General features: G+C 36.8%; 11 protein-coding genes. 9 read left to right on the top strand and 2 right to left on the bottom strand.

What is annotated here, in order from left to right; genetic code table 11:
- Positions 1-126: 126 nt before the first annotated feature.
- The gene (locus MUW73_RS00615; protein WP_243575147.1) at positions 127-705 is read right to left on the bottom strand and encodes a hypothetical protein; all 579 of its coding nucleotides are present in this window, start codon (positions 703-705) and stop codon (positions 127-129) included.
- Between the two features lie 480 nt (positions 706-1185).
- Here MUW73_RS00615 and lnt point away from each other — a divergent pair, with 480 nt between their 5' ends.
- The gene (lnt, locus tag MUW73_RS00610; RefSeq protein WP_243018050.1) at positions 1186-2892 is read left to right on the top strand and encodes an apolipoprotein N-acyltransferase; all 1707 of its coding nucleotides are present in this window, start codon (positions 1186-1188) and stop codon (positions 2890-2892) included.
- A 191-nt stretch (positions 2893-3083) separates the two neighbouring features.
- On the opposite strand, the gene MUW73_RS00605 is transcribed toward lnt, so the two are convergent.
- Complete coding sequence (locus tag MUW73_RS00605) at positions 3084-3734, bottom strand: endonuclease III domain-containing protein (protein ID WP_243018051.1); 651 nt, start codon at positions 3732-3734, stop codon at positions 3084-3086.
- 209 nt (positions 3735-3943) lie between these two features.
- Between MUW73_RS00605 and rpsU the strand changes: the two genes are divergently transcribed.
- The 8 genes from rpsU (at position 3944) to MUW73_RS00565 (ending at position 11778) form a co-directional block, all read left to right on the top strand.
- Positions 3944-4138 (top strand): 30S ribosomal protein S21, encoded by a 195-nt coding sequence (gene rpsU / locus MUW73_RS00600; protein WP_243018052.1) that lies wholly within the window; start codon positions 3944-3946, stop codon positions 4136-4138.
- A 55-nt stretch (positions 4139-4193) separates the two neighbouring features.
- Positions 4194-5096, top strand: coding sequence for a tyrosine-type recombinase/integrase (locus MUW73_RS00595; RefSeq protein ID WP_243018053.1), 903 nt, complete (start codon positions 4194-4196; stop codon positions 5094-5096).
- 11 nt (positions 5097-5107) lie between these two features.
- The gene (locus tag MUW73_RS00590; RefSeq protein ID WP_243018054.1) at positions 5108-6325 is read left to right on the top strand and encodes an ABC transporter permease; all 1218 of its coding nucleotides are present in this window, start codon (positions 5108-5110) and stop codon (positions 6323-6325) included.
- Between the two features lie 63 nt (positions 6326-6388).
- Positions 6389-7591 (top strand): ABC transporter permease, encoded by a 1203-nt coding sequence (locus MUW73_RS00585; protein ID WP_243575146.1) that lies wholly within the window; start codon positions 6389-6391, stop codon positions 7589-7591.
- Positions 7592-7593: 2 nt separating this feature from the next.
- Complete coding sequence (locus tag MUW73_RS00580; protein WP_243018056.1) at positions 7594-8688, top strand: efflux RND transporter periplasmic adaptor subunit; 1095 nt, start codon at positions 7594-7596, stop codon at positions 8686-8688.
- A gap of 1 nt (position 8689) precedes the next feature.
- Positions 8690-9349 (top strand): ABC transporter ATP-binding protein, encoded by a 660-nt coding sequence (locus MUW73_RS00575; protein ID WP_243018057.1) that lies wholly within the window; start codon positions 8690-8692, stop codon positions 9347-9349.
- A gap of 25 nt (positions 9350-9374) precedes the next feature.
- Positions 9375-10670 (top strand): TolC family protein, encoded by a 1296-nt coding sequence (locus tag MUW73_RS00570; protein ID WP_243575145.1) that lies wholly within the window; start codon positions 9375-9377, stop codon positions 10668-10670.
- 331 nt (positions 10671-11001) lie between these two features.
- Positions 11002-11778 (top strand): RNA methyltransferase, encoded by a 777-nt coding sequence (locus MUW73_RS00565; protein WP_243018059.1) that lies wholly within the window; start codon positions 11002-11004, stop codon positions 11776-11778.
- The last annotated feature ends 190 nt before the right edge of the window (positions 11779-11968 follow it).

Below are 11968 nucleotides of genomic sequence, written 5' to 3'. Positions count from 1 at the left end.
TTTTTAGTATCGGTTCATGAGACTGGTAAAAAATGAATTGTTTGAGGCTACTTTTTGCTTGATCAAAAAGTAGCCAAAGAACCAAGCGCTGATGAAAATTAAGATAATAGCTTATAAGGAATCTTTTTACTTCTTTTTAGATACTTTTTCTTTAGAAGAAAAAGGGTTCTTCAATGTGCTCCATATCTTCCATTTCTTCCATTTCTTAAATGGCTTATTGAATTTTGAGATGAATCCTTTCTCAGATTTTTTGTTATGATTTTCCTGCTTCTGCTTCAGATCTAAGGAAGAAGAGTGGACTGCGTAAAGTTGATCTTTAACAACTTCCGGATTTTGATTATGTTGCTCAGCTGGCTTCGAGGGCTGATTTGTTATAGAAACCTGGTCATTGCTATCAGGAGGAGGTATAGCATTATCACTATGGTAGCGCTCATTTAACAAATGCTTATCTACTGAGATAATATTATTTTGGCACCTGCATAGCATACTTTTTTCATGGTTTTGTTCATTGCTGATTTTAACACGAGGTGATTGATCATTTTTCTCTTTTTTTTTAGTTTTCTTCTTTTTTTCAGTTTTCTGGCTTGTAGTGCATGCTGCACTAACAGGACGGTTACTATTATTACGGGAAGGGCAACCGCTTAAGCTTAAGAAAAAGATTAAAAAAACAAAACTATATCTTGAAATCGATAATCGTAGAGCCATTATTTATTTTTTATTTTTAATTAAGAATTAATCATTTATACCCACATCCGCCACAGTAGTGAATGGATACTATGGTATTAGCATTAGCCAGCAGCTAGCTCGTTTCAAATTTTAAACCAATAGGCTACGCTTTCGACGCTAGGTATTACATTAACCGTAGACTCCCTATAATTTTTAAACTTAAAGCCAGCTTTAGCTAAAAAATGAAGAGGAGTCCTATGGGCTTGTGCATAATCATTTAATCATTATTATTATTTTGAATCTATCTAACTAGGTATTTTTACCTCGAAGCACATTTAGGAAATAGGGTTAAGGGCAGTTGCTGATATTAAATATCAAATTTTTATTTATTTTTCTGTAAATTTGGCTATTTCTATTTTTGTATTCGCTGTTGCCTCTCCAAAAAGCAAAAACAAGTAATAGTATTCCTGCAATTTTAAGAAATTTTAAGTGATTAACCAAAAATAATTTATAAAATATATGTTGCATCGCCTGATTTCTACAAGATCTACTTTATGGATCAACCGGTTTAATATTTTTTTTCCCCCGAAACAATTTTCCAAACGTTATCTACTACTTTTAATTGCCTTGAGCAGTAGTTTATTCTATCTATCTTGGTGTTCTTCTTGGTTTGGTGGTTTGTTACTGGTGGCCATCGTTCCCATGCTAGGTATATTAAAACTGCTTACCATAATCCCTAGCAAAAAATATTGCTATTTCTTTTCCATTATTTTAACCCTATTGCTTTGGAATATATTAACGCTTTGGTGGATTTATAAAGCGGCCTTTCCGGCTTTTGTCTTTGCAGTCTGTTATAACACTTTGTGCCTTGCTTTACCTTGGTTCTTTTATTATTATACCCGGAAGTGGGGGGGCTTATATCTAGGTTATCTAGGGCTGGTAACGAGTTGGTTAACCTTAGAGCATGCCCATCTTTCATGGGATCTTTGGGAACTTACCTTTCCGTGGCTCAACCTAGGCAATGGGTTAGCTGCATTACCGCAATGGATTCAATGGTATGAATATACGGGCATACTCGGAGGATCACTTTGGATTTTGATAGCCAATATACTGTTTTACCACTCAATCTTTGAAAGAACCAATCATTTTGTATTCAAGGGATTATTGGGTTGGATATGCATCCCCCTATCTATAAGCTTGATCATCTACTACTACCATAGAGAAAAAGGTAACTATGTAGAAGCAGTAGTAGTGCAACCTAATATTGATAGCTACACAGAGAAATATCCGTACGCTCCATCCTTTGTCCCTTACGAATGTCAAATAGACCGATTATTGACCCTTTCTAAAGAACAGCTTACACCAGCAACTGGGTTACTGCTTTGGCCTGAATCAGCCATTCCAGGCTCTTTACAAGAAGCAAGGCTACATGACGATCAATTGATGCAGCCTATATTCGAATTTTTGGAGCGCCATCCTGCGTTACACCTGATAACTGGTGCCACTTCCGAATGGCTATATGGCCTAACCAAGGCTACAAAAACTGCCCAAAAAGTAAGAGGGAAATATACTGATTATTTTAATAGTGTTTTTTACTTAAAAACTGGTAAAAAAATAGATATATATCATAAGCACAAAAGATTACCAGGTGGAGAATATATTCCTTATTTAAATATTTTACCAGACAAGATGTGCAGTTGGCTCAAACGAACATTTCTTGATATCGGTGATATAGATCCCTGTTTGGCTAAAGGGAATGGTGCCCAAGTTTTTGCAATAGATCATCGCATCAAGATTGCACCAATTATTTGTTATGAATTATTATATGGTGCTTTTGTAGGCAGTAGTGTCCAAAAAGGAGCGAATCTACTTGGCGTAGTCACCAATGATGGTTGGTGGGGCAACACCCCTATATACGACCAATTCTTTGAGTATAGTCGCTTAATAGCTATCGCACATCGAAGGAGTGTCGTACGTGCAGCTAACACGGGAATTTCTGGATTTATCAATCAGCGTGGAGAGGTAATAGCGGCAACCAACCGATTAGAAACTGCTGCTATGCGGTCAGTAGTATATGCCAATAATAAAATGACTTTTTATAGCTTATATGGTGATTATATTGGCCATATCGCTGCATGGATCTGCTTGATCTTATTTTGCCTATTGGTTATTGTATCATCCACTCACTACTATGACAGAAGTACAGCCAAAAAACGCTCCTTGTAAAATAGTTGCGCTCAGCAAGTGGCGGTTGCAACTGAAATAGCAAAACAGTTGAGCGGGAGAACCGAAGGGCAGATGCTGTTTTTTGAGTTGTAACGGGCGCTTTACACAACTTTTTACCCAGAACTTGATTTTTTATTTACTTGTTGATCAAGCAAAAATTAGGATAAACAAGCTTTTTTTACCAATGTGTCTTAAAGAGATACTTGGTTATTTTGGTAATAAGCACAAAAAGTGGTTAGGGGGCATTGTTCACATTGTGGCTTTCTGGCTTTACAAATATACCGGCCATGTAGCACAATCCATCGATTAGCCATTGGTATATATTGAATCGGTAGATGTGCCATAAGTTCTTTTTCTACCATAAGGGGTGTTTTGGCCAAGCATGATGCCAAGCCAGTACGTTTTGCCACTCTAAAAACATGTGTATCTACAGCTATGATAGGTTTATCATATAGTATAGCCACTAGTGCATTTGCCGTTTTACGACCTACCCCAGGTAATGTTTGTAAGGCTGCTACAGAATCAGGAATCTTATGCTGAAATGATGTGACAAGCTGATGGGCCATTTCTATTAAAAACCGGGTTTTCTTTTTAGAATAAGAAATAGTTTTTATACATTCCAATACCCTATTAAAGGAGGCTTTCGCCAAATGGCCTGCGGTAGGAAACCTTACAAAAAGCAAGGGCGTACAACTATTTACCCTTTTATCTGTACACTGTGCACCTAGTACCATAGCTACAAGCAATTGAAAAGGTGTGGCATAGATCAGCTCTGTTTTAGAAGCTGCTGGTGCAGTTTGCAAATACTGAACAAAAGCTTGATAACGTTCTCTTGTATTCATATTGAGTCAATAGCATCTAGCTAAAAAAGCCAGACAAGTATCATAGATGCATGTAAATGCTACTCCCCTAAAGGTACTTTTCAGCTTTAAAATAAAATATTTTATGTAGGGAACCTTGTGCTTGCTCTATTTTTAGAGTAGATTTGTGGTTGAAGCAGTATCAAACAACCATTTGTAAATTACAAATTAAATAATTTTATCTTATTCTTATGATTGTTGTAGAAATAAAAGAAAACGAAGTAATAGATAGAGCGCTTAAAAGATTTAAGAAGAAGGTCGAGCGTGTCGGTGTACTCAAAGAGGCTAGAAAGCGTATGGCCTACACCAAACCAACGGTCAGCAGAAAAGCTAAAAAATTAAAAGCCATATATAAGTATCGCATATTGCATGGCAACAACGGATAAATAAGGACTTTTTATCACACTTTTTTATTTTAAAAAAGTCAAATACAAGTTTCTTATGGATAATCAACAGCTCCTTAATCTTTTTACAACCTATTTAACGGCAGAAAAGAGAGCCAGTCCGCACACTGCTTTAGCTTATAAAACAGACTTAAAGCAATTTGTAAATTACTTTTTTGAGTTAGCTCCTAAAAAAATAGTTACACAGGTCACTGGTCAGGATCTACGTGGTTGGATGATGGTTTTAGCCAAGCAAGGGCTTACCCATCGTTCTATCAATAGAAAAATGGCTGCGCTACGTACTTTTTATGCTTTTCTACAAAAAAACACACTGATAGTTGATTGTCCTACGGATCTACTTAAAAGTCTAAGAGGGAAAAAAAGGCTACCTATCTTCTTTCAAGAAAAAGAGCTGTTGTCTTGCTTAGATCAAGCTAAGTTTCCAGCTAATTTTTCTGGGTTGCGTGATCAATTAATTTTAGAACTGTTATATGGCACCGGTATGCGCTTGGCTGAGCTGATAGCGCTTTATCAGCGAAATATCAATCTTGCAGACGAAACCGTTAAGGTGCTAGGAAAGCGTGATAAAGAACGCATCATTCCTTTTCCAAGGTCATTAAGTCAATTAATAGCGACTTATTTGGTTGAAAAAGAAGCTTTAGGCTATCATATTACCCCGGAGCTCATCGTAACCGATGCTGGGAAACGCTGTTATCCTATGTTTATTTATCGAGTAGTTAAGAAGTATTTGGCACCAACTACACGCGCCAGTCAACATAGTCCGCATATATTACGCCATACCTTTGCTACTCACTTACTAGATAAAGGAGCTGACTTACAAGCTATTAAGGAATTATTGGGTCATGCAAACCTGGCTGCTACCCAAGTCTATACCCATAATTCTTTGACCAAACTACAAGAAATATTTAAAAAAGCCCATCCTAGAGCGGAAGAGCTGTAAATACAAACGTTATGCTGGTTGTACATGCTTTTAAAGAGGCCTATCAGAGCCTTAAAGCCCATGCATCCCGAACCCTCTCTATGGGATTTGGTGTCTTGTGGGCAATTTTTATACTGGTATTGCTGCTAGGTATTGGAAATGGCTTTCACAATGGTATTGCTCAAGCATTTGCCAAGTATGGCATAAAAACCATGTTTATTTGGCAAGGTAGAAACGCTGGAAAAGATTGTCGCATTCCCTTAGAAATGGGTGCCAACGTATCTCAGTCATTTAATAATACCATTGACTATTTGAGTCCTATATTAGGGTATCATAGTCCCATAAAATATGAAACAAAAACAATTTCTTCATCCATTTTAGGATGTGATCCTTGCTATGCCTCATTGGCTCATTTACCTATACAAGAAGGACGTTTTTTTACACCACGCGATACAATAGAGGTAAATAACATTTGCGTTATAGGTGCTAATATCAAAGAAAAATTATTTGGCGCTGCTCCTGCTATTGGTAAATATATTTTTTGGGGAACTATTGGCCTGCAAGTAGTGGGTGTACTAGATACCTTAGATGTTAGCTCTTATAATGAATCTGATGCTATATTGCTTACAAATAATTTATTTACAAAACTTTTTCCTAAAAGAAGTCATTATGTAAGTGCTATTCGGCTTAGACTAGTGCCAAGTGCTTGTGATCAAGTAGTTGAAAAACAGTTGCGTGCTTATTTTGCACGCCATTTGCATTTTGATGCTAAAGATACAAAAGGGATTAGTATATTTAGTATAGCTCAACACGCCGCTAAATTTGATAACTTTTTTAAAAATATAGCTATTTTTAATGGCATAGTAGGTATATGCTTACTTATAACTGGCATTGTAGGGATTAGTAACATGATGCTAGTGACCATTCAAGAAAGAAGACAAGAGATAGCTATACGGAAAGTATTGGGCAGTCGTTCTATAGAAATTGTAGCAATGATTTTAGCTGAAGTAGTCATAGTAACCCTTATTGCTGGGATGGTTGGTTGGACAGTAGGGTTTTCGCTTATGGAATTATTGAATAAATGGGTAGTGCCATCATGCAAAGCCTATTACTTATCTACTTTAACTTGTCCTGCTTGGTTTATACTTGGTGGATTGGGTCTGATCACTTTAACAAGTTGTTTGGCGGGTATACTACCCGCTATAAGGGCTGTAAACATAAAGCCTGTAGATACATTAGGTAGTAAGTGAAATAAAATCAGCTTGTTTTACTTTTCATTATATGGTCTATTTTCAAAATAGAAAACCTATTATATGTTTTCCTATCAATATTGTTTAGAGATATTTTATAACTTAAAATCCCATAAAACGAGAACCATTTTGACCGGATTTGGTGTGATGTGGGCCATGCTTATCCTGGTCCTTTTACAAGGGGCCGGTAGTGGACTCTATAAGCATATGATTCAAAAATTCCATGGCTATAGTATTCCTATTATGACTATTCGTCCAGGTTACAGCGCAACTGAGCCGGTTCACTTCACAGAAACGCTAAAAGATGATCTTGCTAATCATTTGAATCTTTTTAAAGAAATTATGGCTGTGTTTCGGACTGACCGCTACGTTACTTATGGACAAGCCGTGCACAAAAGTAAGATACTCGGTGTAGACGCTGGCTATAAAAAGATAAAAAATTTGGCACTTAAAGAGGGTCGTTTTTTGAGCGAACGTGATATAGCACAACGGCTTCCAGTTTGTGTGCTAGGCTTGAAAATGAAAACTAAAGTTTTTGATACCAAACCAGCTATTGGCGCTTTTATTACCATAGATGGAACAGTTGTTACTGTGGTTGGTCTATTGGAAGCAACTGCTGGAGTAGATGATGATGCCATCATGATTCCAAACAGTTTATTTAGGGGATTGTTTCCTAAAGATGCTGAAAATACTGACTGTATGATCTCTACCCTACCCCCTAGGCAAAACCCTATACAGGTAGCAGAAAAGATTCGGGCTTATTTAGCCAAGCGACTTAATTTTGACGTAGCAGATAAGCATGCCATCCACATAAGTTCATCTAGACAAGCCAAGTCTTTTCAACTATTATTTATGATCATGCAGGGTTTTATTTGGGCAATCAGTCTCTGTTTTTTGGTCAGCGGCGTGGTTGGTGTAGGGAATATGATGCTGGTTGTTGTCAAGGAGCGTACCCAAGAGCTAGCCATTCGCAAGGTGATCGGTGCCCAGTCAAGTGATATTATAGGATTAATTTTAATGGAATCAATTGTTATTAACTTGATTTCTGGTATCTTAGGTTTAGCTGCTGGTATAGCGATCCTCCAATTGATCAATAGCTACTTGTTGGCTATAATTCAAAAATATGGTATGGCTCATTTTGAATTTCAACTTTCTATGCTTTTATCAGCTTTAGTTATTTTAGTGCTGTGTGGTGGTTTAGCTGGCATTATCCCCGCAAAAAAAGCATTGTCCATTAAACCAGTAGATGCTTTAAATAATGAGTAAAAATGCGTATAATAACAAAAATGATTCTAACCACTGCGATCATAACGGGAGGTGGTTTTGCTTATTCTAAGCTATATAAAGATAAATGGGGCAAGCTAGATCAAGCAACTTTTCAAACCACAGAACCCACTCGCAGAACAATTATTCGAAAAAAAGTTTTTTCTGGTAGCCTAATACCCCATAAAGAAACTAAACTAGAGGCCCATGTTACCGGTATGGTAGATAAATTATTCGTACAGGTAGGTGATCATGTCCAAAAAGGAAGTATTATTGCCCGCATTAAAGTCATGCCTAGTGCCAAAGAGCTGGAAGTTCAAGAAAGTAAGTTACGTTTGGCAGCTATTGACCTCAATCAAGCCAGGTCCAAATACTTACGCAGTAAGCAACTGTTTAGTAAAAAGATGCTTTCTAAAGAGGCCTATGAAGCCAATGTAGCAGTCTGGGAACAGACTAAAGAAAAATTTGCTGCAGCTCAGAAGCAATTAGAGATAACACGATGTGGATATACCTCGGCAAAAGGGGCAGGTGCCAATATCCTTAGAGCTGCTAGCAAAGGGACGATCTTAAATTTACCCCTTAAGGAAGGAAGTATGGTACAAGCAATCAGTGAAAAAGCTTCTGGCACCACAGTGGCTGTTATTGGCGATATGGATCAATTTCTGTTTTCAGCCAAGGTAAGTGAACTAGATGTGGTTCATTTAAGAAAAGGCATGACCTTTACAGCTTCACTAAATGCTTTTAATGAAGAGAAACTCAAAGTTACTTTAACTAAAATTGCACCTAGAGCTAGTGAAGAAGAATTTAAAAAAGGAGAAATTAAATTTGAAATAGAAGGCATTATACAAAAACCCAAAAAATCAAAAATTACTTTACGTGCAGGTTATTTAGCTCTTGCAGAGGTTATGCTAGAACGCGTAGACGATGTACTAGCCATTCCAGAAAGCATGGTTCAAATAGAAGAAAAAAAATATTTTGTTAAATGTTTGAGTAATGGTAAACCAGTTAAAAAAAATGTGATATTAGGGCTATCAGACGGTCTTTATGTGGAGGTCAAAGAAGGTCTTACGGAAGCAGACCTTTTAATTGTAGAAACATAGCATGATTCAGATTCAGGACTTATATAAATCCTATCAAAACGGTACGATCACTAGAGAAGTACTTAGTGGCATAAATTTTCACCTTGAAAAAGGGGACCTTGTTGCTTTAATGGGTCAATCGGGTGCTGGAAAATCTACCTTATTGAATATTATTGGTATATTGGATCATTATGACCATGGGGATTACTATCTTAATGATGTCCACATGAAAAATCTTTCTAACCAACAAGCCAGTAAATATAGAAGTCAATTAATTGGGTTTATCTTTCAGCGGTTTCATTTAATTCCTTTTAAAACAGCATTAGATAACGTGGTTCTACCCCTCTATTACCAAGGCATAGAACGAGAAGAGCGCTACAAACGAGCATGGGCGATGCTAGACAGAGTTGGCTTGTCTGCTTATGCGCATCACAAGCCCAATGAACTTTCAGGTGGTCAACAACAAAGAGTAGCTATTGCACGCGCGTTGGTAACAGACCCTCCTTTAATATTGGCAGATGAGCCAACGGGAGCTTTAGATAGTAGCACGGCCTATGAAATCATGGCATTGCTTAAGGAAATGAATAGAGAAGGCAATACGATTCTTATCGTAACCCATTCTCTGCAGGTTGCACGCCAATGCAACAGTATCCAAGAAATTGTAGACGGAAAAATTGTCTAAATACAAACTTTACTAAAAGATGTTGGTGATCAAAAAATTAGTTTCACGCTTAAGCATAATAGGCATCCTGACCCTTTTAGCTCATACTATAGCTCAAGCTAAAAACAAGCCGATCAGCTTACAAGAAACGATAAATATCGCCTTAAAAAATAATTTGCATATTCAAATTGCCCAAAACGATAAAAAGCAAGCAATTATTGCTAATAGAATAGCGAATTTTCGCCTATGGGCCCCTCGAGCTACTTTAAGGCTGTATCAAGAAAATAAGTGGGAATCCCATACTATCAACCATCATATTCAATCAACGCCTGTTTTTAGATTAAAATGGCAGTTAACATCACTTGTTGATAAAATCTTCCAGACTAAAATACATTGTCAAAATAATGTTATTCATCAACTAGTCGCAAAAAAGTCAGTAGAAAAAGAATTACAGCAAGTAGTTACCGCTTATTATGAACTAGCATTGGCACAAAAAAAATGGGAGTTATCCAATACGCTTATCAAAGCTGCAACAGCTAGGTTAAACATAGAAGAAGAGAAATTCAGATTAGGGATTATATTTAAAATAGACTGTTTGGATGCGCAACTGGCTTTAAAAGAAATAAAATTAACCTTACTGGAGCGGCAGGAAGCTTTACAAGCAAAACGCCGGTGTTTAAACAGGATACTTGATAAGCCCTTAACCGAAGAGACTCTGGTACAATCCCATATTTCTGTCCAACCTATATGGGACATGACCTCTATTACAAAAGAAAAAGTAGTAGATTTAGAGACAGCCATTCAAGCAAAAAAAGTAGCCATAGCAGCCACAGAGTTAAATAGAGTCAGAAACCCATTGTCTTGTTTAAGCCTATCGGGTAGTTTTGACTCGAAAGGCTATATATATAATTTCAAAGAGTCAATATGGACATCTGATAAGCAATCTAATAAATGGTTAGCCAACATCGGGGTTAGCATTGATATGATTCGTTTGCTACTGATGCCTACAACGATTAAAAAAGCCAAAATCGGTTTAAATAATGCCAAGTTTGCTTTACAACAACAAAAATTAGCGATAGAGAGTGGTTTAGAAGATAAAAAATGGCAGTATCTACATGCTTTAGGTGTCTACAAAGTAGTAGCAGAACAATTGAAAATAAGTAAACAAAAATTGATTTTTGTAAAAGAAAAATACCGCCTCAATCAGGCAAAGCTACTTGAATTACATGAAGCAGAAGAAGCTACGCAAAAAATAGAAATTCATTTAGCAGAACAGGCTTTTAAGGTAAAAGAAGCAGAATTTGCGCTATATCAGCTGGTAGGTATGTTTCAAAAAAAGTAATTGTGTTGGCAAGTATCTGCTCACGACATTGGTAAATGTATTTGTTCAACTCAGGGGTACGAAACCATTTTTATACCACTTTTTTCTTGATAAAAAAGTGGACAAAAAATCAAGCCCTCGGTAAAAAGTTGCGGAAATCACCCCTTACAGCTGGAAAAACAGAACTTCCCCGCTTGGCGGGCTGCAAACAGGCTGTTTTTCTCGTCAGCTGTAAGGGATAATTTCTTATCGCAACTATTTTACAAGGGGCGTTTTTTCTTTTTTTTCGTACCCTGCCACAGTGCTGAATAGATGTTTTAGAAGGGATCTTTTTTCTTTTTTAAGTGATCATATGTATCCTACCTTAAGTAAAAAACAAACCACTTACATTCGTCAGTTGGCACTGAAAAAATATCGCCTAGCAGAGGCTGCCTTTATCTTGGAAGGAAAAAAAGGAATACAAGCATTGCTTGCTTCTGATTATGTGATAAAATATATCGTAGGCACACGCTCTTTTTTTAGCAAAAATCAAGCTATCATTTCCTCTATTAGTAGAGAAACAGAGATTTTCGAAGTTAACAAAGAACTGCTTTCTGCATTAGGTTCTTTTGTCGACAACCATGAAGTACTAGCAGTAGCGGCTGTACCTAAACCTACAGAACCATCCTTGTCAACCATGGATATTACCCTTGCATTAGATGGCATACAAGACCCTGGCAATTTAGGCACCATTATCCGTATAGCAGATTGGTATGGCATAGATTGCATACTTTGTTCGCAAACAACAGTAGAGTTATATAACCCCAAAGTACTACAAGCAAGCATGGGGTCTTTTGTAAAGGTAAATCTACATTATGTAGATTTACCAGCTTATTTACAGGGTTTAGATCTACCAATTCTAGGGGCTACTTTACAGGGTAAGTCTATAGATGATTTTTTATTTCCAGACCATGGGGTATTGGTTATTGGCAATGAATCGCATGGGATTCAATCTGCTATAGAAGAAATACTTACGGAGGCTATTGCTATTCCTAGATATGGTAATGCTAATTCTTTAAATGCAGGAATAGCTACAGCGGTTTTGTGTGATAATTGGAAGCGCGTGCTTAGAAAAAAAGAAAAAAAGTAAGGCTTTTTTTGGTTACTTTTTGCTTGATCAAAAAGTAGCCAAAAAATCAAGCGCTGATGAAAAAAGTTTTTTCGTAGCATAAGCCATAGTGGTGAACGGACAATGGCGTCAACTTAAGGAATTTTTAATTATTTTTATTTGATTATAAGTATTTTTTATCTTAATTTTTGCTTGATAAAGAAGTAAGCAA

The organism is Candidatus Cardinium sp. cByotN1 (genome assembly GCF_022810525.1).
Lineage (GTDB): Bacteria > Bacteroidota > Bacteroidia > Cytophagales > Amoebophilaceae > Cardinium.
The sequence above is the reverse complement of the archived record's forward strand: the minus strand, read 5'-3'. Positions and strand labels throughout refer to the sequence as shown.

Excerpts from the sequence above, each read along its gene's own strand:
- MUW73_RS00615 (WP_243575147.1), bottom strand. The coding sequence starts at position 705 with ATGGCTCTACGATTATCGATTTCAAGATATAGTTTTGTTTTTTTAATC.
- lnt (WP_243018050.1), top strand. The coding sequence starts at position 1,186 with ATGTTGCATCGCCTGATTTCTACAAGATCTACTTTATGGATCAACCGG.
- MUW73_RS00605 (WP_243018051.1), bottom strand. The coding sequence starts at position 3,734 with ATGAATACAAGAGAACGTTATCAAGCTTTTGTTCAGTATTTGCAAACT.
- rpsU (WP_243018052.1), top strand. The coding sequence starts at position 3,944 with ATGATTGTTGTAGAAATAAAAGAAAACGAAGTAATAGATAGAGCGCTT.
- MUW73_RS00595 (WP_243018053.1), top strand. The coding sequence starts at position 4,194 with ATGGATAATCAACAGCTCCTTAATCTTTTTACAACCTATTTAACGGCA.
- MUW73_RS00590 (WP_243018054.1), top strand. The coding sequence starts at position 5,108 with ATGCTGGTTGTACATGCTTTTAAAGAGGCCTATCAGAGCCTTAAAGCC.
- MUW73_RS00585 (WP_243575146.1), top strand. The coding sequence starts at position 6,389 with ATGTTTTCCTATCAATATTGTTTAGAGATATTTTATAACTTAAAATCC.
- MUW73_RS00580 (WP_243018056.1), top strand. The coding sequence starts at position 7,594 with ATGCGTATAATAACAAAAATGATTCTAACCACTGCGATCATAACGGGA.
- MUW73_RS00575 (WP_243018057.1), top strand. The coding sequence starts at position 8,690 with ATGATTCAGATTCAGGACTTATATAAATCCTATCAAAACGGTACGATC.
- MUW73_RS00565 (WP_243018059.1), top strand. The coding sequence starts at position 11,002 with ATGTATCCTACCTTAAGTAAAAAACAAACCACTTACATTCGTCAGTTG.